This is a genomic window from Ensifer sp. VA4 (assembly GCF_055710065.1).
On the sequence record NZ_JBVQPO010000006.1, the window covers coordinates 340,432 to 363,988 of the forward strand.

Annotated in this window: 17 protein-coding genes; 8 read left to right on the top strand and 9 right to left on the bottom strand. The window is 62.2% G+C overall.

The annotated features are described in order from the left end of the window. Positions 1 to 22 precede the first annotated feature (22 nt). Positions 23 to 520, top strand: coding sequence for a xanthine phosphoribosyltransferase (gene gpt, locus AC0C6X_RS13045; protein ID WP_173516497.1), 498 nt, complete (start codon positions 23 to 25; stop codon positions 518 to 520). A 79-nt stretch (positions 521 to 599) separates the two neighbouring features. Here the strand turns inward: gpt and AC0C6X_RS13050 are convergent, their stop codons facing one another. Then, entirely contained in the window at positions 600 to 2,075 is a 1,476-nt protein-coding gene (locus AC0C6X_RS13050; RefSeq protein ID WP_247958999.1) for an NAD(P)H-hydrate dehydratase, read from the bottom strand. Positions 2,076 to 2,419: 344 nt separating this feature from the next. On the opposite strand from AC0C6X_RS13050, the gene AC0C6X_RS13055 reads away from it, so the two are divergent. From AC0C6X_RS13055 to hspQ, 3 genes are all read left to right on the top strand, one after another. Then, positions 2,420 to 2,758 (top strand): P-II family nitrogen regulator, encoded by a 339-nt coding sequence (locus AC0C6X_RS13055; protein WP_003528058.1) that lies wholly within the window; start codon positions 2,420 to 2,422, stop codon positions 2,756 to 2,758. Positions 2,759 to 2,824: 66 nt separating this feature from the next. Further along, positions 2,825 to 4,234 (top strand): type I glutamate--ammonia ligase, encoded by a 1,410-nt coding sequence (gene glnA, locus AC0C6X_RS13060; protein ID WP_173516495.1) that lies wholly within the window; start codon positions 2,825 to 2,827, stop codon positions 4,232 to 4,234. 286 nt (positions 4,235 to 4,520) lie between these two features. After that, complete coding sequence (gene hspQ / locus AC0C6X_RS13065) at positions 4,521 to 4,850, top strand: heat shock protein HspQ (protein WP_173516494.1); 330 nt, start codon at positions 4,521 to 4,523, stop codon at positions 4,848 to 4,850. 155 nt (positions 4,851 to 5,005) lie between these two features. On the opposite strand, the gene AC0C6X_RS13070 is transcribed toward hspQ, so the two are convergent. Then, complete coding sequence (locus tag AC0C6X_RS13070) at positions 5,006 to 5,635, bottom strand: invasion associated locus B family protein (protein WP_173516493.1); 630 nt, start codon at positions 5,633 to 5,635, stop codon at positions 5,006 to 5,008. 307 nt (positions 5,636 to 5,942) lie between these two features. On the opposite strand from AC0C6X_RS13070, the gene AC0C6X_RS13075 reads away from it, so the two are divergent. Both AC0C6X_RS13075 and AC0C6X_RS13080 read left to right on the top strand, forming a co-directional pair. Further along, positions 5,943 to 7,724, top strand: coding sequence for an extracellular solute-binding protein (locus tag AC0C6X_RS13075; RefSeq protein WP_173518128.1), 1,782 nt, complete (start codon positions 5,943 to 5,945; stop codon positions 7,722 to 7,724). 89 nt (positions 7,725 to 7,813) lie between these two features. Beyond that, complete coding sequence (locus tag AC0C6X_RS13080) at positions 7,814 to 8,476, top strand: DsbA family oxidoreductase (RefSeq protein WP_472953488.1); 663 nt, start codon at positions 7,814 to 7,816, stop codon at positions 8,474 to 8,476. Positions 8,477 to 8,606: 130 nt separating this feature from the next. Here the strand turns inward: AC0C6X_RS13080 and mfd are convergent, their stop codons facing one another. Both mfd and AC0C6X_RS13090 read right to left on the bottom strand, forming a co-directional pair. After that, positions 8,607 to 12,110, bottom strand: a complete 3,504-nt coding sequence (gene mfd, locus AC0C6X_RS13085) for a transcription-repair coupling factor (RefSeq protein ID WP_173518127.1) — start codon at positions 12,108 to 12,110, stop codon at positions 8,607 to 8,609. 7 nt (positions 12,111 to 12,117) lie between these two features. Continuing rightward, positions 12,118 to 12,423, bottom strand: a complete 306-nt coding sequence (locus tag AC0C6X_RS13090) for an FAD assembly factor SdhE (protein ID WP_173516491.1) — start codon at positions 12,421 to 12,423, stop codon at positions 12,118 to 12,120. Positions 12,424 to 12,752: 329 nt separating this feature from the next. On the opposite strand from AC0C6X_RS13090, the gene recG reads away from it, so the two are divergent. Further along, positions 12,753 to 14,858 (top strand): ATP-dependent DNA helicase RecG, encoded by a 2,106-nt coding sequence (gene recG / locus AC0C6X_RS13095; protein WP_247959001.1) that lies wholly within the window; start codon positions 12,753 to 12,755, stop codon positions 14,856 to 14,858. A gap of 51 nt (positions 14,859 to 14,909) precedes the next feature. On the opposite strand, the gene AC0C6X_RS13100 is transcribed toward recG, so the two are convergent. From AC0C6X_RS13100 to glmU, 4 genes are all read right to left on the bottom strand, one after another. Beyond that, on the bottom strand, positions 14,910 to 15,593 hold the full coding sequence (locus AC0C6X_RS13100; RefSeq protein WP_173516489.1) for a DUF502 domain-containing protein: 684 nt from the start codon (positions 15,591 to 15,593) through the stop codon (positions 14,910 to 14,912). A gap of 133 nt (positions 15,594 to 15,726) precedes the next feature. Beyond that, positions 15,727 to 16,224 carry a GNAT family N-acetyltransferase gene (locus AC0C6X_RS13105; protein ID WP_472953529.1) on the bottom strand — a complete coding sequence of 166 codons (498 nt, stop codon included), beginning with the start codon at positions 16,222 to 16,224 and terminating at the stop codon, positions 15,727 to 15,729. Further along, entirely contained in the window at positions 16,224 to 18,050 is a 1,827-nt protein-coding gene (gene glmS, locus AC0C6X_RS13110; protein ID WP_472953492.1) for a glutamine--fructose-6-phosphate transaminase (isomerizing), read from the bottom strand. The genes AC0C6X_RS13105 and glmS overlap by 1 nt, the downstream gene beginning before the upstream one ends. A gap of 227 nt (positions 18,051 to 18,277) precedes the next feature. Next, positions 18,278 to 19,648 (bottom strand): bifunctional UDP-N-acetylglucosamine diphosphorylase/glucosamine-1-phosphate N-acetyltransferase GlmU, encoded by a 1,371-nt coding sequence (gene glmU, locus AC0C6X_RS13115; protein ID WP_472953494.1) that lies wholly within the window; start codon positions 19,646 to 19,648, stop codon positions 18,278 to 18,280. A gap of 240 nt (positions 19,649 to 19,888) precedes the next feature. Here glmU and AC0C6X_RS13120 point away from each other — a divergent pair, with 240 nt between their 5' ends. Next, on the top strand, positions 19,889 to 21,655 hold the full coding sequence (locus AC0C6X_RS13120; RefSeq protein ID WP_472953496.1) for a hypothetical protein: 1,767 nt from the start codon (positions 19,889 to 19,891) through the stop codon (positions 21,653 to 21,655). Positions 21,656 to 21,665: 10 nt separating this feature from the next. Here the strand turns inward: AC0C6X_RS13120 and AC0C6X_RS13125 are convergent, their stop codons facing one another. Beyond that, on the bottom strand, positions 21,666 to 23,312 hold the full coding sequence (locus AC0C6X_RS13125) for a Na/Pi cotransporter family protein (protein ID WP_472953498.1): 1,647 nt from the start codon (positions 23,310 to 23,312) through the stop codon (positions 21,666 to 21,668). Between the last annotated feature and the right edge of the window lie 245 nt (positions 23,313 to 23,557).

Here is a 23,557-nt window from a genome sequence, read left to right on the forward strand (position 1 = left end):
ACAGACAAGCCGGAGCCCACCCATGTCGCTGCCCGATAAAGCCTTTCCCGTCTCCTGGGACCAGTTCCACCGCGATGCCCGCGCCCTCGCATGGCGCCTTGCCGACAACGGCCAGGAATGGCGCGCCATGGTCTGCATCACGCGGGGCGGGCTGGTTCCTGCGGCGATCATCTGCCGCGAGCTCAATATCCGCATGATCGAAACCGTCTGCGTCGCGTCCTACCACGACTATGACACGCAGGGTCAGATGAAGGTGCTGAAGGGCATCGCGCCCGAAATCGCCGAGAATGGCGGCGAAGGCGTGTTGATCGTCGACGACCTGACCGATACCGGCAAGACCGCCGCGGAAGTGCGCGCCATGCTGCCGAAGGCGCATTTTGCCGCCGTCTACGCCAAGCCGAAGGGCCGGCCGATGGTCGACACCTTCGTTACCGAAGTAAGCCAGGACACCTGGATCTACTTCCCCTGGGACATGGGCTTCACCTATCAGGAGCCGATCGCGAAGGGTACGCGCGGCTAAGAGCCGGGCATTCGACCCAAGCGCCTCAAGCGGTCCCTTCGTTGAGGGCCGGTTGCTTGAGGCGCTGCTTTAGCCGGCCTCACGCCATTGGCGGTATGGCGCCAATCAATGTCTCGGCCGTCAGTCCCCGCCCGGCCTGACTGCCGGCTACACCGTGTCGCCAGACGGCGGCGGCCGCTGCCTCGAAGGCCGGCATCCCCCGAGCAAGATGTGCGCCGATGATGCCGGCGAGAACGTCTCCCGAACCGGCGGTTGCCAGCCACGGCGGCGCATTGTTGTTGATCACGGCCCGGCCGTCGGGTGCGGCGATCACCGTGTCCGCTCCCTTGTAGACGATGACAGCGTGGCTGACGCGCGCCGCCGCCTGCGCCTTCTCAATCTTGGAGAGGGCGTCGTCGCCGGCAATATCGGGAAAGAGGCGGGCGAATTCGCCTTCATGCGGCGTCATGACCATCTGGCCGCCGGCTCTCACAAGCGCGGAGAAGAGCTCTTCGCGGTTCGCCCGGAACGATGTGATGCCGTCGGCGTCGAGCACGAAGGACCGGTCGCAGAGCGCCAACACAAAATCCCTCGTCTTCTTGCCGACGCCGAAACCGGGCCCAAGGACGAAGCTGCCCAAGCGGTGATCCTGCAGCCATTTCGTCAGGTCTCGCTTACCCTCCACTTCCCTCACCATCACGGCGGTCAACTGCGAGGCGTTGATGCCGAGCGCGGCTTTTCCCGTGGCCACCGTGACCAATCCGGCGCCGGCCGCAAGGCCGGCCGTCGCAGCCAACCGCGCGGCGCCCGTCGCTTGCCGGTCCCCGGAGAAGACGACGAGATGGCCACGCTTGAACTTGTGCGTCGATGGAGCGAGATCACCACTCCAACCCGACCAGACAGCCGGCGAGTTCAGACGCAGTCGGCCGGCTCCGGCCAGCACAATGCGCGGCGGGATCCCAATATCGAAGACTTCGAGCGTCCCGCACAGGAATCGGCCAGGCAAAAGCCAATGGCCCGGTTTCGGCGCCATGAAGGTTACCGTGTGGCGGGCTGCGAAAGCTGCGCTGCGGATTTCACCGGTCCGTCCATCGATGCCGCTTGGCAGATCGACGGCAATGACCGGGAGCTTGCTTGCGTTGACACGCTCGATCAGTTGAACGGTCTCACCCGAAAGATCGCGCGAGAGCCCTGCCCCGAACAGCGCATCGACGATGACATCGCCGACCCGCGGTTCGAACTCCGTGAGCGATGCCACCGCTCCGTGCCATTCCGACCGCGCCCGTGCGGCGTCGCCCTGAAGTGCCGCGGGGTTGCCGAGTGCAAAGACCGCGACGTCCGCGCCACTCTCCGCGAGACCGCAGGCGGCGACATAACCATCGCCGCCGTTATTGCCCGGCCCGCAAAGCACGACGAAACGGAGAGCATCCGGGCAGCATCGCAGCGCCGCAGCGGTCACGGCCAGGCCGGCGTTGCGCATCAGCGTAAAGCTATCGATGCCGGATTGGGCGGCCGCCTGATCGATTGCGGTCATTTCCGAGGGCGTGATCAACAAGTGCTGAAGTTCGGAGCGCATGACCCAGACTTATCCACGCCCGGCGGCCCGAAGCAAGGCCCACCGTCGCGGCACACAATATGCCCTCTAATTATGCATCTGCACATATTTGTTGCTCAAATAACGTGCTCCACCCCGTCAATGAGCAAAGGCAACGGCCAGGACCGGGCAACTTTCGATCGAAAATCATAAAAATTAGGCAGATCACCGTCAAGAATGGCGTGGAAACGCCGCGATCCGGGTCTCGGCAGCAGATTTTTTGTCATTCCGACAGATTTTCGCAGAAAAACTGGCATGCAACGTGCATATTCAGGGCGAGCGGGCATGATCCTGCTTTAAAGGGAGAAGCGGAGAGACATTTTCTCATGAAAAAGATCGAAGCGATCATTAAGCCCTTCAAGCTCGACGAAGTGAAGGAAGCCCTTCAGGAAGTCGGCCTGCAGGGCATTACCGTCACGGAAGCCAAGGGCTTCGGGCGACAGAAGGGCCACACGGAGCTTTATCGCGGTGCCGAATACGTGGTGGACTTCCTGCCGAAGGTAAAGGTCGAAGTCGTGCTGGCGGATGAAAACGCGGAGGCCGTCATCGAGGCGATCCGCAATGCCGCGCAGACCGGCCGCATTGGTGACGGAAAGATTTTCGTTTCCAATGTGGAAGAAGTCATCCGAATTCGCACGGGCGAAACCGGCCTCGACGCCATCTGATATCTCACGGGCCGTCCGGCCCGGTTCTTTTCAAACCTCGTCATCTCACACAGGGAATTACGGCAAATGACGACTGCAAGCGATATTCTGAAGCAAATCAAGGACAACGACGTCAAGTTCGTCGACCTGCGCTTTACCGACCCCAAGGGCAAGCTGCAGCACGTAACGATGGACGTCGTCTGCGTCGATGAAGACATGTTCGCCGACGGCGTCATGTTCGACGGCTCCTCGATTGGCGGCTGGAAGGCGATCAACGAGTCCGACATGGTGCTGATGCCCGATCCGGAAACAGCGCATATGGACCCGTTCTTCGCGCAGTCGACGATGGTCATCATCTGCGACATTCTGGACCCGGTTTCCGGCGAAGCCTACAACCGCGACCCGCGCGGCACGGCCAAGAAGGCGGAAGCCTACCTCAAGGCCTCCGGCATCGGCGACACCGTCTTCGTCGGCCCGGAAGCCGAGTTCTTCGTTTTCGACGACGTCAAGTACAAGGCCGATCCGTACAACACCGGCTTCAAGCTCGACTCCTCCGAACTGCCGTCGAACGACGACACCGACTATGAGACCGGCAACCTCGGTCACCGTCCGCGCGTCAAGGGCGGCTATTTCCCGGTTCCGCCGGTCGACAGCTGCCAGGACATGCGTTCGGAAATGCTGACGGTTCTCGCCGAGATGGGCGTGACGGTCGAAAAGCACCACCACGAAGTGGCTGCCGCCCAGCATGAGCTCGGCGTCAAGTTCGACGCGCTGGTTCGCAACGCCGACAAGATGCAGATCTACAAGTACGTCGTGCACCAGGTTGCCAATGCCTATGGCAAGACCGCAACCTTCATGCCGAAGCCGATCTTCGGCGACAACGGCTCGGGCATGCACGTGCATCTGTCGATCTGGAAGGACGGCAAGCCGACCTTCGCAGGCGACGAATATGCCGGCCTGTCGGAAACCTGCCTCTACTTCATCGGCGGCATCATCAAGCATGCCAAGTCACTGAATGCCTTCACCAACCCGTCGACGAACTCCTACAAGCGTCTCGTCCCGGGCTATGAAGCGCCGGTTCTGCTCGCCTACTCGGCCCGCAACCGTTCGGCCTCCTGCCGCATTCCGTTCGGCACCAACCCGAAGGCCAAGCGCGTCGAAGTCCGCTTCCCGGATCCGACCGCCAACCCCTATCTCGCCTTCGCAGCCATGCTGATGGCTGGCCTCGACGGCATCAAGAACAAGCTGCACCCGGGCAAGGCCATGGACAAGGACCTCTATGACCTGCCGCCGAAGGAACTGAAGAAGATCCCGACCGTCTGCGGCTCGCTGCGCGAAGCGCTCGAAAGCCTCGACAAGGATCGCAAGTACCTGACCGCCGGCGGCGTGTTCGACGACGACCAGATCGATTCCTTCATCGAACTGAAGATGCAGGAAGTGATGCGCTTCGAAATGACCCCGCATCCGGTCGAGTACGACATGTACTACTCGGTCTAAGCCCACCGGCAACATCGACTTAGCTGCCGGCACGGTAAGAGCATGAAGAGCCGGCGGTTCCTCGAAGAGCCGCCGGTTTTTCTTTCGGCTTTCGCTTTCGTCCGCGGAGGCGGCCCCTTGCGCAGGCGGCACCGTTTGCGGAATTGTGTGATATTATGATGGCGGCAACCTTTGCGCGTCCAGCCGGGCGCACGGCGCCGAAGGTCAACGCAGGGCGGAAGGGAGATCCCTATTGATGTTTTGGGTTCGCCAACCCAGATAATCTCCTGAAAGGATGTGTTGCGTCATGAAACAAAGAAACGCCAAATTCGAGATCGGACAGGTGGTTCGCCATCGGATTTTCCCGTTCCGCGGCGTCATTTTCGACGTCGATCCGGAATACGCCAACACCGAAGAGTGGTGGAACGCTATTCCGCAGGAGATCCGCCCGAGCAAGGATCAACCCTTCTACCATCTGTTCGCCGAAAACGATGACAGCGAATATGTCGCCTACGTTTCCGAGCAGAACCTGGAGTTCGACGACAGCGACCGGCCGATGCGCCACGCCCAAGTCGATGCCCTGTTCGATAAGGATGGCGTCGGCCACTACAAGCCCAAGGCGACTTTCCGTCACTGAAGCATGCCGCAAAAGTGCGTGGCGTTTTGAGATGAAATATCGAAGGCTCAACGAACCCTAAGATCGCGACGCGCTTCAAGGCTTTTGCCCCGGATAAAATGAAAACGCCCGGACGTTAAGTCCGGGCGTTTCTTTTGGCGATCGCGAGCGATCGCTCAGTTCTGCTTGGCAGCCTTCTGGGCTTCCTCGAGCTTCTTGCGGGCGTCCTCGGCCTTCTTCTGCATTTCTTCCTGCAGGAGGCGCTGGCGCTCTTCGAGCTGCGACTGTTCGATCGGTTCGCCGTCGAATACACCGGTGAAGCCTGTGAGGGCCATCTTGATCGGGTTCGGCGCACGCTGGAAGTTCACCGACGTGAAGACGACTTCATTGCCCTTCTTCAGGCTTGCGATCAGCTGGTCGGAGAGCGGCGCTTCAGCGACGCACTTGTCCGGCATGCAGATGGCGTAGTCGAGCTTCACCGGCTTGCCGCCGTCGATCTGCATCTGGACACCGGTCGGGATGAGGCGTGCGGACGGTACGGAAACCTGCAGGACCTTGCGATTGACCTTGCCGCTTACGGTGATGAGGCCGACAGCGGTCACGAGCTGGCCGTTATTGGCGGTCAGCAGGTTCTGAACGATGCAGACGTCATTGTCTTCCTGCTTGGTGCAGACCTTGAACCAGCCCTGCGGCGGCTTGCCACCCGCCTGCTGGGCGGATGCAACACCCGGCACGCCCGCAGCAGCTACAGAGAGCGCCAGCGCTGCCATACCCGAGCGTTTGGTAAAATTCGACTTGAAGATCATTGTGATTCCGTCTCCTGAAATCCGGTAACGGAACAATTCGTTCCGCAGGTGAGTATCGTCAGCCGCCGTTGTCCTGTTGGCCAAATAAGGCAAATGCATGACCCCGTTTCCGGAAACACCTGTTACATTGGCTCGCTTCGATTATCCAGTGTTTCCTGTCATTTTTTGACTTGCGACTGGGTGGAATTTGGGCGGCGGATCGGTTGGATTCATCGGTCACCGTTGCTAACGTTTAGGGAATCGGCCTGTTGATACCCCTTCACGGGAGGTGACTTTGCGTTCAATTCTCTCCGGTCTGGCACTGCTCATGACCGTCACTTCGTTCGCCAACGGCGCGGCAGCCGCTCCTGTCCATGCCATCGCGATGCATGGCGAGCCGGCGCTGCCAGCCGATTTCAAGAACTTTCCCTACGTCAATCCGAACGTGAAGAAGGGCGGGAAGATCTCTTACGGCGTCGTCGGCAGCTTCGACAGCCTCAATCCCTTCATCCTGAAAAGCATGCGCACGACGGCGCGCGGCATGTGGGACCCGGAATACGGCAACCTCGTCTACGAATCGCTGATGCAGCGCTCGCGCGACGAGGCCTTCACCATGTACGGCCTGCTCGCCGAATCGGTCGAATGGGATGACGACCGGACCTTCATCCAGTTCAACCTCAATCCCAATGCCCGCTGGGCCGACGGGCAGCCGGTAACCGCTGAAGACGTCATCTTCAGCTTCGAACTGCTGCGCGACAAGGGACGGGTTCCCTTCAGCAACCGCCTGGCCAAGGTGGCAAAGATGGAGAAGGTGGGCGACCGCAGCGTCCGCTTCACCTTCACCGAAGAGGCGGACCGCGAACTTCCGTTGCTGCTCGGGCTCTCGCCGGTGTTGCCGAAGCATGCAATCGACGTTGCGACCTTCGAGCAGACCAGCTTGAAACCGCCGCTCGGCTCCGGTCCCTATCGCGTCGCCGAAGTGAAGCCCGGCGAGCGCATCGTCTACAAGAGAAACCCGGACTATTGGGCGAAGGACCTGCCGTCGAAAGTCGGCCAGGACAATTACGACGAAATCTCCGTCGAGTATTTTCTCCAGGAAAATTCGCTGTTCGAGGCGTTCAAGAAGGGCGAGATCGACGTCTATCCCGAAGGCAGCGCCACCAAATGGGCGCGCGGCTATGATTTTCCGGCTGTCCGCACCGGCGAGGTCGTCAAGGAAACCTTCAAGCCGAAGACGCCCTCGGGCATGCTCGGCATCGTATTCAATACCCGCAGGCCGATGTTCGACAATCTCAAGCTCCGGCAGGGTCTGGCGCTGGTGTTCGACTTCGAGTGGGTCAACAAGAACCTCTTTGACGGCGCCTATACGCGCACCCAGAGCTACTGGCAGAATTCGACGCTGAGCTTCCTCGGCGCGCCGGCCGACGACCGCGAACTCGGCCTCATCGGCGATGCGCGCGAGCGTATCAATCCGGCGATTCTCGATGGCACATACCGGCTGCCGGTGACCGACGCCTCCGGTCGCGATCGCAACGTGCTGCGCGTCGCCGTTTCGCTGATGCGGGAGGCCGGCTTCCAGATAAAGGACGGCAAGATGGTGAACGCCAACGGCGCGCCGCTCGCCTTCGAGATCATGAGCCAGAATGCGGGCCAGGAAAAGATCGCGCTGGCCTACCAGCGCTTTCTCGCCCCGCTCGGTATTCAGGCTTCCGTACGCACCGTCGACGATTCGCAGTACCAGCAGCGCAGCCAATCCTTCGACTACGACGTGATCATCAAATCCTTCCCGTCGACTTTGTCGCCCGGCGTCGAACAGGTCGGGCGCTGGTCCTCCCAGTCGCGGGACCGGCAGGGGAGCGACAACTTTGCCGGCGTAGCCGACAAGGATGTCGACCGCATGATCAACAACATTCTCCAGGCCCGGACGACCGAGGATTTCACGGCCGCCGTACGTGCGCATGACCGGTTGCTGGTCAATAATTCCTACCTAGTGCCGCTCTATCACCTGGACGCGCAGTGGGTGGCCAGGCACAAGCATATCGGCCGCCCCGATGTATTGCCGCTTTACGGCTATCAACTTCCGACCTGGTGGGATCAAAACGCGCAGTAGAGGGTTGGTTCCCTTTTGGTAACGCATTGAAAGCCGGGTCAAACCGGCTTATCTCGCCGACATACCAAATAAGGAAAGGCACCCGCACCATGGAAACCGTCAGCATCGATATCGTCTCGGACGTCGTCTGCCCCTGGTGCTATCTCGGCAAGGCGAGACTCGATCAGGCGATCGCCAATGTTCCGGACGTGCTCGTCACGGTCAATTGGCGTCCCTATCAGCTCAATCCCGACCTGCCGCCCGAAGGCGTCGACCACAAGCAGCATCTGGCCGCAAAGCTCGGCGGTCAGGCAGCCGTCGATCGCGCGCATGACATGCTGCGCGAGCTCGGAAACGCCGACGGCATTGCCTTCGACTTCGATGCCGTGAAGATCAGCCCGAACACGCTCGATGCCCATCGGCTCGTGCGCTGGGCTGCAACCAACGGCGAACCGACGCAATCGGCCGTCGTCGGCCTGCTCTTCAAGGCCAATTTCGAAGAAGGTCGCAACGTCGGCGATCACGCCGTGCTGCTGGATATCGCCGAGAAGGCCGGTCTCGATCGGCCCGTCATCGCCGCATTGCTGAACTCCGACGCCGACAAGGACGCCGTCAAGGAAGAGGTCGGGATGGCGCGCGAGATGGGCGTGACCGGCGTGCCCTGCTTCATTCTCGACGGACAATATGCCGTGATGGGAGCGCAAACCGTCGACGTATTGACGAATGCGCTGCGCGAAATCGCGCAAATGAAGGCGAGCGGCAAACCCAACTGAGCAGCCCTGTCTCCTTAAGTCGATTCGAGGAGACATGCAGCAAATCTAAAGCGCTACGGCGACCTTCGCGCGTCTGAAAAGGCGCGCGGCGCTGTAGTCTGGCGCTACGGCAGCACGCTACAAAACGTGGCTACTTCGCCAGGCCCGCGAGCTGCGTCATCACCATCGCAGCGCCTGAAAGGCGCTTCTCCGGCGTTGCCAGCTCCCTTTGGAAGAAGATGCTGTGATCCGGCCGGATCTTCGCGAGCGTGCCCTGCTTGGCGATGTAACCGACCAGCGCCGCCGGGTTCGGGAACTCCTTGTTGCGGAGCTGGACGACGACCCCCTTCGGCCCGGCATCGAGCTTCTCGACATTGGCCGTACGGCAGAGCGACTTGATGTATACGATCTTCAGGAGGTGCTGGACCTCGATCGGCAACGGCCCGAAGCGGTCGATCATCTCGGCGCCGAAGCCGTCGATTTCCTTGAGATCCGTCAGTTCACCCAGGCGGCGGTAGAGACCGAGCCTCAGGTGCAGGTCCGGCACGTAGTGTTCGGGGATCATCACCGGGGTACCGACCGAGATCTGCGGCGACCAGCCGGTATCGTGGATTTCTTCCTCGCCCTTGAGTTCGGCGACCGCTTCCTCGAGCATCTGCTGGTAAAGTTCGAAACCGACCTCCTTGATGTGGCCCGACTGTTCCTCGCCGAGCAGGTTGCCGGCGCCGCGGATATCGAGGTCGTGGCTGGCAAGCTGGAAGCCGGCGCCGAGCGTGTCGAGCGACTGCAGCACCTTGAGCCGGCGTTCGGCCGTTCCCGTGAGCGTCTTGTTGACCGGCAGAGTGAACAGCGCGAAGGCACGCACCTTCGAGCGGCCGACGCGGCCGCGAAGCTGGTAGAGCTGGGCGAGGCCGAACATGTCGGCGCGGTGCACGATCAGCGTATTGGCCGTCGGGACATCGAGACCGGATTCGACGATCGTCGTCGACAGCAGCACGTCGTAACGCCCGTCGTAGAAGGCGTTCATGATGTCTTCGAGCTCGGTCGCCGGCATCTGGCCGTGAGCGACCGCCACCTTCAGTTCCGGAACGTCGGATTTCAGGAAGTCATGGATCTCCGAGAGATCACTCAAGCGCGGGCAGACATAGAAGCTCTGGCCGCCGCGATAGTGCTCGCGCATCAGCGTTTCGCGGATCACCAGCGCGTCGAAGGGTGAAATGAAGGTGCGCACCGCCATGCGATCGACCGGCGGCGTGGTGATCAGCGACAACTCGCGAACACCTGTCAGGGCGAGCTGCAGCGTGCGCGGGATCGGCGTTGCCGAAAGCGTCAGCACGTGCACGTCGGACTTCAGCTCCTTCAGCCGTTCCTTGTGCTTGACACCAAAGTGCTGCTCCTCGTCGATGATCAGCAGACCGAGATTGGCGAAATTGACCGAGGTGCCGAGCAGCGCATGGGTGCCGACGACGACGTCGGTTTTTCCATCGGCCACTTCCTTCTTGGTCAGCGCCAGTTCCTTCGAGCCAACGAGACGGGAAGCCTGCTGGATGCGGATCGGCAGACCGCGAAAGCGCTCGGAAAAGGTCTTGAAATGCTGGCGCGCGAGCAGCGTGGTCGGCACGACGACGGCAACCTGCACGCCGTTCATGGCCGCGATGAAGGCGGCACGCAGTGCCACTTCTGTCTTGCCGAAGCCGACGTCGCCGCAGACGAGGCGGTCCATCGGGCGGCCGCTGCCGAGATCGTCGCGCACCGCCTCGATCGAGTTCAACTGATCCTCGGTCTCGTCATAGGGGAAGCGGGCGGCGAATTCGTCATAGACACCATCCTGAGCGACGAGAACCGGCGCCCGGCGCGTGTGGCGTTCGGCGGCGATGCGGATGAGCCCACCCGCCATGTCGAGCAGCCGCTTCTTGAGCTTGGCCTTGCGCGCCTGCCAGGCAACGCCACCGAGCTTGTCGAGGATCGCATCGGTCCCCTCCGCACCATAGCGCGACAGAAGCTCGATGTTTTCGACCGGCAGGAACAGCTTGGCGTTTTCGGCATAGACAAGCTCGAGGCAATCGTGCGGCGCTCCGACGGCCTCGATGGTGCGCAGCCCGACGAAGCGGCCGATGCCGTGCTCGGCGTGCACCACATAGCTGCCCTCGTCGAGGCCAGCGACTTCGGCGATGAAGTCGGCCCCGCGCTTGCGGCGCTTCGAACGCCGCACCATGCGGTCGCCCAGGATATCCTGTTCGCCGATAACAACGAGATCGCCGGTCTCGAAGCCGGCCTCGATGCTGAGGACGGTCGATCCCACCTCGCCCGGCTTCAGGCTCTTGACCTCGGCCAGTGCCTTGATCGGCTTGATGTTGCCGAGCCCATGTTCGACGAGCACCTGCAACAGCCGGTCCAGCGATCCCTCGCTCCAGCCCGAGATGACCACCTTGGCGCCCTTCGAACGGCGCTCGGCAATGTACTTGACCGCCTGGTCGAAGACGTTGACGCGTTCGCTCTCCGTCTCCCCCTCGCCCGCCGACTTCGCCCAGCGCATGCCCTGGCGCGCATCGACCGATATCACCTGTCGGGCTTCGCCTTCATGCTCGTTGAACGGCGACAGGCGAATGGCGTCGCGCGAGGCAAGAGCAGCGTTGAAGCCCTGCGAATTCAGATAGAGCAATTCCGGCGGAACCGGCTTATAGGGCGTACCCTGCGTGGTCTGCGCCTTGCCGGGAGAGGCCGATGCCAGACGGGCATCGTAATAGTCGAGAATGAGCTTCGAGCGTTCGGCGGCGGCTTCGCGCGCCAGATGGTCGGTGACGATGCGGAAACCGTCGAGATAGTCGAAGACCGTCTCCAGCCCATCATAGAAGAGCGGCAGCCAGTGCTCCATGCCGGCGTAACGCCGCCCTTCGGAGACAGCCTGATAGAGTGCATCGTCGCGGGTCGTGGCGCCGAAGAGCGAAAGATACTGCCTGCGGAAGTGGCTGATCGTCTCCGGCGTCAGCGACACCTCGCTCATCGGATTGAGATCGAGAGAGCGAACCTGGCCGGTCGTGCGCTGGCTTGCGGGATCGAAGGAGCGAATCGTCTCGAGCGTGTCGCCGAAGAAATCGAGACGCAGCGGCTCGGCGCTGCCGGGCACGAAGACATCGAGGATGCCGCCGCGGACCGCGTATTCGCCCACTTCGCGCACCGTCGCGACCCGCTCGAAGCCATTGCGCTCAAGCCGGGTGGCGATGTCATCCATGCGTACCTGATTGCCCGGGCGGGCCGAAAACGCCAGGCTCTCGATCACCTCCTGCGGCGAAATCTTCTGCAGGGCGGCATTGACCGTCACCAGCACGATCGCCGCATGCGGCTTCTTCTTGTGCGCAATCAGCGCGCTGAGTGCCGCGAGACGCCGTGCTGACGTGTCGGCGCTCGGCGACACGCGGTCATAGGGAAGGCAGTCCCAACCCGGCAGTGTCAGGACCGGAATATCCGGCGCTACGAAGCTCAAGACCTGCTCCAGGTCAGCGATCCGCTGGCCGTCCGACAGAATATAGGCGACCGGCTGGCCCGCCCGCGCAAGTTCGGCCAGAACCAGTGCCTCGGCACCGGCGGGAACCGGGCCGATCGTGATCTCCCGCTGCGCTTCGACGATCTTCTTCGGATCAAGGCCAACCAGCATCATCGGTCTATTTCATTCCTTCGGGAAGCTTGTCGAAATCGGGACGATAGGCGGCGATGCGCTCGAACATCGGCGTCTGATAGCGAACGGGCACCGGCTGTTCACCGGTGATCCACCTGACGAGATCGTTGTCCTCTTCGCGCATGATCGTCTCGAGTTCATCGAGTTCGACTTCGGAAAGCGCCGAAAGCTCAGCCTCGGCAAACTGCCCAAGAATCAGATCCATCTCGCGAATGCCGCGATGCCAGGCACGGAACAGGATCCGCCGTCGCCGCGGATCGAGATCGGCGCTGGTGCGTGAGATGCCAGTCATGGAAATTCCTTCCTGCCGCCCGCTACCGCGCCGCGCGTCTTCCAAGGCGCACGAAAGTCGCTGTAGCACTTGAGATTGCTGCATGTTTTTGCCCCTGATCCGGACTGGGTTCAGGGAGAAAGAAAACATGCAGGAGAGCGCCGCGCATTCGGACGAACACGCGAAAGACGCTCCAGCGCTTTGATTCCAGAGCACCTTGTCACCTTCAGTGGTACCACTTGAAAGCGGGACGCTCCAGGCTACGGTTTGTCGTCACTGGGCTCTATAAACTCTGAATAGGTGATTGTCAGCCTTGCCAAAGCCCGATTTATCATCGCAATTTCATCGCCATGCGCCCCGCCCTGCTCGATCCGCTCTTCTCACCGCTCGACACGCTTCCAGGCATCGGCCCGAAGATCGGGGAGCTCTATGCCAAGCTGCTCGGTCGTGAAACGATCGAGGATTGCCGTGTCGTCGATCTTGTCTTCCACGCGCCGCACTCGCTGATTGACCGCCGGCAGCAGCCCGGCATTGCCCATGCGCCGCAAGGGGTCATCGTCACCATTACCGGCCGGGTCGACCGCCATCAGCCGCCGCCGCGCGGCAAACCCAACCTGCCCTACCGCGTCTTCCTGCATGACGAGACCGGCGAGCTGGCGCTCACCTATTTTCGGGTCAAGGGCAACTGGCTGGAAAAGTCGCTGCCGGTGGATGAGACGGTCATCGTCAGCGGCAAGGTCGACTGGTTCAACGGCCGGCCATCCATGGTGCATCCGGACTATGCGGTTCGGGCGAGCGAGGCGGAAAACCTGCCGCTGGTCGAGCCGGTCTATGGCCTGACCGCCGGGCTTTCGCCGCGGACATTGCGCAAGTCGATCGAGGCGGCCGTCGCCCGCGTGCCGGAAATGCCGGAATGGGTGGACGATGCGCTGCTCACCAGACAGGGTTTCGCCAGTGCCGCGGAGAGTTTCCGCGCGCTGCATGATCCCCGGGATGCAACGGATATCGATCCGCAGGCGCGCGCGCGCCGCCGGCTTGCCTATGACGAATTTCTCGCCGGACAGTTGTCGCTCGCGCTCGTCCGCCAGCGCCTTCGCAAGGTCGCAGGTACGCCGGTTCACGCCACCGGCACGCTCTCCCGGCCCGTCATCGATGCACTTCCGTTTTCGCTGACGGCGAGCCAATCGACGGCCATTGCCGACATCCTCAAGGACATGGCCGGGACCGAGCGCATGCTGCGGCTGCTGCAGGGCGACGTCGGCTCCGGCAAGACGATGGTGGCGTTGATGGCGATGCTGGCAGCGGTCGAATCCGGCGGACAGGCCGTGCTGATGGCGCCGACCGAAATTCTCGCCCGGCAGCACCATGCGACCCTTGCGCGGATGGCCGCGCCGGCCGGCATCACGATTGACGTCCTGACCGGCCGCACCAAGGGCAAGGAACGCGATGCCATCTTGGATCGTATCGCGTCCGGCGAGACGCGGATGGTGATCGGCACGCACGCGCTTTTCCAGGATACGGTGAACTACAAGGAACTGACACTGGCGGTGGTGGACGAGCAGCACCGCTTCGGCGTTCACCAGCGCCTGCGCCTGACGGCCAAGGGGATCTCTCCGCATATGCTCGTGATGACGGCCACACCGATCCCGCGGACGCTGGTGCTCGCGGCCTTCGGCGACATGGATGTCTCGAAGCTGACGGAGAAGCCTGCCGGGCGTAAGCCGATCCAGACCGTGACGATCCCGACGGAGCGTACCGGCGATATCGTCGATCGTCTGGACGCAGCCCTTCGCGAGGGCAAGAAGGCCTACTGGATCTGCCCGCTCGTCGAGGAGTCGGAAGCCGTCGACGTCATGTCTGCCGAAGAACGATACGAAGGCCTCGCCAAGCGCTTCGGCAACAATGTCGGCCTCGTACATGGCCGCATGAATGGAGCCGAGAAGGACGCCGTCATGCTCGCCTTCAAGAATGGCGAGATCCGGTTGCTGGTCGCCACCACCGTCGTCGAGGTCGGCGTCGACGTGCCCGATGCGACAATCATGGTGATCGAACATGCGGAACGTTTCGGCCTTGCCCAGCTTCATCAGTTGCGCGGCCGCGTCGGGCGCGGCGACGAGGCTTCGACCTGCATCCTGCTCTACAAGGGTCCGCTCAGCGAAAATGGCCGATCACGGCTCTCGATCCTGCGTGACAGCGAGGACGGCTTCCTGATTGCCGAGGAGGACCTGAAGCTGCGCGGTGAAGGCGAGTTGCTCGGCACGCGCCAGTCGGGCACGCCGGGCTTCCGCATCGCCAGCCTGGAAGCCCATGGCGATCTCCTGGAAATCGCCCGCAAGGACGCCGCCTATGTGATCGAGCGCGACCCGGATCTGACGTCGGAACGCGGCGAAGCGCTGCGGACACTGCTCTATCTCTACCGGCGCGACGAGGCGATCCGCTTCCTGCGCGCCGGCTAGATGCCAACCAGGACAGTGTGAGCCGGTTTCGACCGGACGGACGCCTGGTCGTCAGGCGGTCTTCTGCTGGCCGATCTTCAACGGCGCATTGGCAAGCGGCTTGTGGTCAGGCGTCACAAGGCCACCGGAGATCAACAGCTTGGCGGCATCCTCCGCACTCATATCGAGCGGAATGATCTTGTCGCGCGGTACGAACAGCAGGAAGCCAGCCGTTGGGATGGGAGTCGGCGGGAGAAACACCGTGACCATGTCCATGCCGCGGTCGTCGAACTTGGCGGCGATCTCCCCTTTGACATCCGTTGCGATGAAGACGAGCGCCCAGAGGCCCGGGCTCGGATATTCGATCAGTCCTGCCTTTTTGAAGGACGACGACTGCTCCTGAAGCACCGTCTGGAAGATCTGCTTGGTCGACTTGTAAATCGTGCGCACCAGCGGCGTGCGGTTGACGAGGGACTCGCCGAAATTCACGATCGACCGGCCAACGAGGTTTGCGGTCAGGAAGCCGACGAGCGTGATCACGACGATGGCGACGAGCAGTCCGAAGCCGGGGATTGCAACGGGAGAATAGGTGTCCGGATTATAGAAATTCGGCAGATACGGCTTCACCCAACCATCCGCCCATTCGATGAAGGAGCGGACGAGCCAGGCCGTGATCGCTATCGGTGCACAAATGATCAGACCAGTCAGGAAATAGTTTCGTAGCCGGGTTGCGATGAAGCTCTTCTTCGTCGTCATGCGTCTTTCGCCTTAGATCACGCTTATGATTTCGGGTCGGATCGACCGAAAATCATAAACCTGATCGCTTCTCCAGTTAGAGCGGGATTCGGGCGGAAGACCGCGCACATTTTTCCTCAATCCCGCTCCAGCCTCACGCGACCCCGAAGGCCGGATGATAGGCGACAGTGCCCGCCGCCATCGCGCCGGAGAGTGCCAGCGCCATGAAATATTGCGGCGCACAACCGGGGAATACAAGAGCCGATTCGTTGCGGAAACCGAACTTTTGATAATAGGCGGGATCGCCGACGACGACGCAGCCGGCAGCCCCTTCCGCCCGCAGCCATTCGAGCCCCTCGAGGATCAGCTGCCGGCCAATGCCCTGCGCCTGAACCTCCGGCTTGACTGACACAGGCCCAAGCCCGAACCAGCCGGATTCTGCCGGCGTCAGGGTGACGGGCGAAAAGGCGATGTGCCCGACAATCTCATCGTTCATCTCGGCAACCAGCGAGACGCTGAGCGCACCAGCTTCGCGCAGGCGTTCGATGATGAGGGGCTCGCTCTGATCACTGTGCGGATGCCCTTCAAAGGCGGCAGCGGTCACGTCACGAATCGCCTTCTCATCGCCTGGACGCTCTTGCCGGACGTAGATCATTCGACGGTGACCGATTTGGCGAGGTTGCGGGGCTGGTCGACGTCGGTGCCCATGAACACCGCCGTGTGGTAGGCGAGCAGTTGGATCGGCAGCGAGAAGATCATCGGCGCGATGACCTCGTCCACGTCAGGCAGCACGAGCGTCGCCATGGTTTCGAGCTTGGAGGCGGCAGCCCCCTTCTCGTCGGTGATCAGGATGATCCGGCCGCCGCGCGCGGCCACCTCCTGCATGTTGGAAACCGTCTTCTCATAGAAGCGGTCATGCGGCGCGATGACGATGACGGGCATGTTCTCGTCAATCAGCGCGATCGGCCCATGCTTCAGCTCGCCGGCGGCATAGCCTTCGGCGTGGATATAGGAGATTTCCTTGAGCTTCAGCGCACCTTCCATCGCCAGCGGGAAGCTGGTGCCGCGGCCGAGATAGAGCACGTCATCGTACTTGGCGAGCTGGTGCGACAATTGCTCGATCTTCGGCTGGATGGCATTCAGCACCTGGCCCATGATGCGCGGCATCTCGGCGAGGCAGCGAACCAGCGCCTGCTCCTCCTCGGCGCTGACCGTGCCGCGGGCGCGGCCGGCGCCGATCGCCAGCGACGCCAGCACCGCGAGCTGGCAGGTGAAGGCCTTGGTCGAGGCGACACCGATCTCCGGACCGGCAAGGATCGGGAACACCGCATCGGACTCGCGCGCAATCGTCGATTCGCGGGCGTTGACGACGGCACCGATCTTCAAGCCGAGCTCCTTGCAGTAGCGCAACGAGGCGAGCGTGTCGGCGGTTTCACCCGACTGCGAGATGAACAGTGCTGCCGACTGCGCCGACAATGGGATTTCGCGATAGCGGAACTCGGAAGCGACGTCGATTTCCACCGGCAGGCGGGCATAGCGCTCGAACCAGTATTTGCCGACTAGGCCAGCGAGATAGGCCGTGCCACAGGCGGAGATCGCCAGGCTCGGAACCTTTGCAAAATCGATCGTGCCGGCGAGCGGCTTGATGCGGTTGCCGGCGAAGTCGATGTAGTGGCTCAGCGCGTGCGCGATCACCTCCGGCTGCTCATAGATCTCCTTCTCCATGAAGTGCCGGTGGTTGCCCTTGTCGATCATATAGGCGGCAGCCGACGAGATCTGGCGCGGCCGATCGACGACATTGCCGGCGAGATCGAAGATATGCACGCCGTTCGCACCGATCACCGCCCAATCGCCGTCGATCAGGTAGGTGATCTCGTTGGTGAAGGGCGCAAGCGCGATCGCGTCGGAGCCGAGGAACGTTTCGCCCTTGCCGTGGCCGATCGCCAGCGGCGGCCCGTTGCGCGCCGCCATGATCGTCGACGGGTCGTCCTGATAGAGCACGGCGAGCGCATAGGCGCCGGTGACCCGCTTCAGCATCGCGTGCATCGCCTCGCGCCGGCCAAGGCCTTCGCGGCGGAACTTGGAGAGCAGATGCGCCACGACCTCGGTGTCGGTGTCGGTCTCGAACCTAGCGCCATCGGCGATCAGTTCGTCCTTCAATTCGGCGAAGTTCTCGATGATGCCGTTGTGGACGACGGCGACACCGTCGGTGAAATGCGGATGGGCATTGCGCTCGGTCGGCGCACCATGGGTCGCCCAGCGCGTATGGGCGATACCGATCGTGCCGGCGAGCGGCTGTTCGCGCAGCCGGATCTCGAGATTGACGAGCTTGCCCTCGGCGCGCCGGCGCTCCAGCGTTCCGCCATTGATGGTTGCCACACCGGCGGAATCATAGCCGCGGTATTCGAGGCGCTTCAGCGCATCGACCAGTCGCTCCGATACCGGCTGGTCGCCAACGATGCCCACAATACCGCACATAGTCGTCTCCGATTTGTCCCCGCGCCCGTCGCGGCGCCTCAGTCAATGAGGGCAGATGTCCCGCCCGACGCGCTGCCTTGGTAAAGCATTTGCCGGGTGAGGCAATCCGCCCCGATTTCACTTTCGGTTTCAGTATTTAACGCTCCGCATGTTTCCCTGAATCGCAGCCGATTCAAGCAAGCTGCAGCGGACCTTTACGTGCCTGATGAGGCCACGGCGCCATCGGCCTAGCCGGCGGCTTTTGCGGCCTTCTTGGCCGCCTTAACCGCCTGGTAGCGTTCGCGCAGCAGCCGCGCCCGACCCGGCTTGATCTTCTGGCGGGCGCGGCCGAAGGCAACGGCGTCGGCGGGCACGTCCTCGGTAATCACGCTGCCCGAGGCAACCAGGGCCCCATCGCCGATCGTCACCGGCGCGACCAGCGACGAATTCGACCCGATGAAGGCATTTTCGCCGATTCGGGTCTCGTGCTTGTTCACGCCATCATAGTTGCAGGTGATCGTACCGGCACCGATGTTCGAACCGGCACCGACGAAGGCGTCGCCGATATAGGTCAGGTGGTTGACCTTGGCGCCAGCGCCGATCTCCGCCTTCTTGACCTCGCAGAAGTTGCCGACCTTCGACTTTTCGCCGAGATCGGCGCCCGGACGCAGCCGGGCAAAGGGACCGACCGTGGCCCCGGCCCGGACCGTTGCGCCTTCGACATGCGAGAAAGCGTGGATGACGGCACCGCTCTCGACGCGCGCGCCGGGACCGAAGACGACATTTGGTTCGATCAGCACATCTTGCTCGAGCACCGTATCCCAAGCGAGAAACACCGTTTCCGGCGCGATCATCGACACGCCCGACAACATGAGTTCGTGGCGGCGGCGCTGCTGCCACAGCCGTTCGATGAAGGCGAGCTCGGCGCGCGTGTTGCAACCGGTCAACTCTTCTTCCGGCGCCTCGACGGCAATCGCCCGGCCGCCGATCTCGCGGACGATCTCCACGAGGTCCGTCAGGTAATACTCGCCCTTGACGTTGGCGTTGCCGATGCGGCCAAGCAGATCGAGCGCCTTGCGACCGTCGATCGCCATTAGTCCACCGTTGCAATAGGTGATGCGGCGCTCTTCCTCGGTGGCATCCTTGTGCTCGCGGATGGCGAGCAAGGCGCCGTCCTTGACGATCAGACGTCCATAGCCACTCGGATCGGCGGCCTCGAAGCCGATCACCACCACGTCGTTGCCGGCGGCAAGACCGTCACGCGCGGCCTTCAGAGGTTCCGGCGTGATCAGCGGCGTATCGCCGAAGACGACGAGAACGTCGTCATAACCTTTTGCCAGCGCTTCACGGGCAGCCAGCACCGCATGCCCCGTACCCAGCCGTTCCTTCTGCAGATAGGAAGAGACCGACACGCCGCCGATATCGGCAGCAGCCGACACCGAATCTGCGTCGCGGCCAACCACCAGGGCGATGTCGGAGATCGAGGCGCTCGCCAGCGCCTGAACGACATGGGCGATCATCGGCCGGCCAGCGACCGGATGCAGCACCTTCGACATGGACGATTTCATCCGCGTGCTTTCACCCGCAGCCAGAATGATGGCCAGGCACGTCCGTTCCATACAATACTCTCCTTGGTCTTTCCGAGGCTGACGCCTCCCACACAATTTCTTAAATCGAAATCGGTTCAAGCACAAAATCACGCACGATTCGGCGCTGTGGTACCGCCAAGATATTGCGAGAAGCATAATTCTCACAATCACGTCGCATTAACCGGCTTAAAACCGGATGATGGCATAAGAAGGCGCGGGGCCTGTATCAGTGCGCGGGTGCATCGCTCCCAAGAGGGAGACGAGACCGCAATGCACAGCCGCACCGAATTCGATCTAGAGGCGCAACAGCCAAGCGCGGCACGCACCTTCGTCCGCTCCCCGCTTTTCCTGCTCGTCATCACAGCTGGCGTGCTCGCGCTGCTGCTCTGCGTGACGGTCCCGCAGCCGATCGGCCCGATGTTCTGGGATCATTACCTCTATCTCGATGCCGCGAACCGAATTCGTGACGGGCAAATCCCTTCGGTCGATTTCTTCACGCCCGTCGGCGCCCTCGGCTATTACCTTTTCGCAGGCCTGCAGGTCGTCTTCCCCAACGGCCAGCCACTGCTGCTCGCGAGCTGGTGTCTGCTGCTCGTCACCGGGCCGCTGATGGCGCTCGTCGTCTTCGACGTGCAAAAGCGCTCGGCGCTCTTTGCCCATGCGATCCTGTTGCCGTTCCTGTTGTTCTCGGTCTTGCCGTTCAACACCGGCGATTTCTACCCCTATCCCGGCTCAGACGGCTTCGGCATCTACAATCGCCAGGTCTGCCAGCTCCTTTATGTGCTCGCCGCGGCATTGGTTCATGTTCGCGACCGTCGTAGCCTTGTATTCGTCGTTGCCGCGGCGATGCTCGCTCTCTTCTTCGTGAAGATCACGGGCGCTGTCGCCGGCACTGTTCTTTGCCTGATGGCTTTTGCCGCAGGCCGCATGCCCTTCAAATCGGCGCTGGCCGCAGCATTGCTGTTCTTCGCCGTGCTCGCCGTGGCCGAGATTTCCGTGAGCGCCGTATCGGCCTATCTCAACGACATCCTGGCGCTGCTGGCCGTCAATGACGACAGCCTGTTGCCACGCCTGCTGCAGGCGGCGTCGCTCAACGCCGGCCTGCTGATTCCGGCCGGGCTGCTCGGCCTGGTGCTATTCGTGGCGCACCTTTCATCCTTTGCACAGTCCCTGCGGCGGCTTGGCGGGCAACCCTCTCTATCAGCACTCGCGAAGGTCTTCGACCAACCGTTCCTCTGGCTGGCCACCTTCGTCCTTGCCGGCATTCTCTTCGAAAGCCAGAATACCGGCAGCCAGGCGCTGATCTTTCTGCTGCCTTTGCTGCTCAAGATCGTTTCCGACGAGGTCACCGGTGCCGCGCTTCAGCCGCGTGCGATCGCAGTAGCGATACTCGCCCTGGCGGCCACCCTCCCACCAGCCACCGCCGTCCTTCAAAAAAGCGCTCGCGCGTGGATCGGGGCCATCAACAATGTGCCACTCGAAAGCCGGAACCTCAAAACGATGGGCGCCGTCAATCTCCGGCCCATTCTGGCGCTGCGCGCCGAACGCCTGCGCGATATCTATACTGCCCATCGCCCCGCCTTCGATGCCTTCGCGAATGCCGGCGAGCTACCGTCGTTCCTGCTCTACAGCGATTTCGACTTCCAGGCCGGCTGGCTGACAAATGTCGATGAAGCCATCGATGCGATGCGCGCCTATGAGGCGGCAAATGGCGTGCGTTTCGAAACGATCCTCAACATCGATTTTACCAATCCGTTCCCGTGGCTGATGGATCGTAGCGCCCCGAAACATGTCGCGATCGGTGCAGATCCGTTCCGCGCCGTCCCTCCGCCGGATGAGAATGTCCGCGCCGCCCTGCGTTCGGTCGACATCGCGCTCGTGCCGACCTGTCCGGTCACCAACGTCAATCGGATGCTGCTTTCGCTCTATCAGCCGAGCCTCGAGCCCGGCCATGAGCGCATGACGCTGACAAGGTGCTTTGACGCCTTCATCCGCAAAGAGCTTAGAGCCACGGCATCAGCCGCGAGCAGCTCCTGATGACCGACGACTAGGCCTCGGGCCGCAGCCGGCTCTCGCTCAGAAGCCCGCTCTCCTCCAGGATCGGATAGGCGACGGACGCGATGTGCGCGTTGACGCGCTTGAGATCGCGCAGCATGTCGAGATGCAGCGAGCTCGTCTGGAGGCTCTGGACCAGCCCGTCTCGCAGACGCTCGATATGCCGCTCGGCCGAACGCTTCTCCATATGGCGAACGCTCACCTTCACCTCGATGAGCTGCCGGGCCAGATCGGCATTGCGACTGACGAAGATGGATTGGGCAACGCGAAGATTGTCGATCGTAAGATTGAACAGGCTTTTCAGCTCCTGATAGCCCTCCTCCGAGAACTTCAGACCGTTGTCGACCTTTTTGACGATCTCCTCGCAAAGCCCCTTCTCGATGATGTCGCCCATATGTTCGAGGTTGATGGCGTAGTCGATGATGACGATCGAGCGCCGACCGTCTTCCTGGCTCAAGCCATCACGTCCCAAGCGCGACAGAAAGATTTTCACTTCCTGCTGCAACTGGTCCACCTGCTTCTCGAACTTGGCGACGTCGCGAATTTCGGAGAGATCGTTGTTTTCGAAGGCGGCGGCTGCGCGCATCAACATGATCTCGACCAGATCGCCCACGCGCAGAACTTCGCGGGTCGCCCCGGAGAGCGCCATGACCGGCGTATGCAGGGTACTTTCATCGAGATAGCGCGGCCCGCTCTCTTCCGTTTCCGCATCGGGAATGAACCGGATCATCAGTTGCGACAGCAGGCCGGCAAAGGGCCAGGCGAGGATCGCAACGGCAAGATTGAAGGCAAGGTGGATATCGACAGGCAGGTTCTGTCGCGGCAGCGGCAGGTTCTGCAGGAATTCTACACTCACGCTCGTCAGCGGCAGTGCGATCAAACAGCCGGCTGCGCGAATGACGAGATTGCCAAGGGTGACGCGGCGCGGCGATGGCGCGGAGGCCAAGGTCGCCATGACCGGCGGGATCGCGCCCCCGAGATTGGCGCCAAGCACGAGCGCCACCGTCAATCCCACGGTCAGAATGCCCGCGGACGAGAGCGACAGGACCAGCATGACGATCGCCAGGCTGGAGGACGAAGCGAAAGCCAGCCCGGCGGATATGAGGAGTGCGACAGGCCAGGCGCTGTCTAGCATACCAAGGAACGCCGCCAGCGCCGGAGAATCGCGCATCGGCTCTGTCGCGGAGCCCAGCAGATGCAATGACAGGAGCATGAGGCCGATGCCGACGAAGGCGGCCCCGAGACCCTGGCGGGCGTTCGAGCGGCTGGCACGGTGCAGAACGACACCGACCAGGATCACGAGCGGCGACAGCCATTCGATGCCGGTCGCGACGATCCACGCGGTCATGGCCGTGCCGACATTGGCGCCGAGGAGCACGATCTGGGCCATGCGCGAGCGCACCAACCCCTTCTCCACGAAGGAAGCGGTCATCAAGGCGGTGGCCGTCGAACTCTGCAGGGCAAGCGTCGCGATCAGTCCCGTCGCGAAAGAGCGGACGGCCCCATTGGTTCCCTGCGCGAGACCGGCGCGCAATCGCGCACCGAAGGCGCGTGTCACGCCGTCCTTGACGAGCGACAGGCCGAAGAGGAGCAGTGCGACCGCTCCGAAAAGATTGACCATCACGATTGTCGACTGCATCGCATGCCTTCCCGCGGGGACTTCAGAATCGCCCCTTACCCTTGCAACAGAACCACAGTTCCAATGCGTATTCGACTCAATCTGACAGATAAATTTCGATTGCCGGCTAATGAATCCGACATGGGTTGTGCCGCGCGCGCCCGATGGGTTTGCAGGTCCTTCGCGGATCTCCTATGCCCGCTGCAACGCGTCGGTGGCAAGGCATTGAAAGCCGGGGGGATCGCGACCCACCAACGATCCCGTGA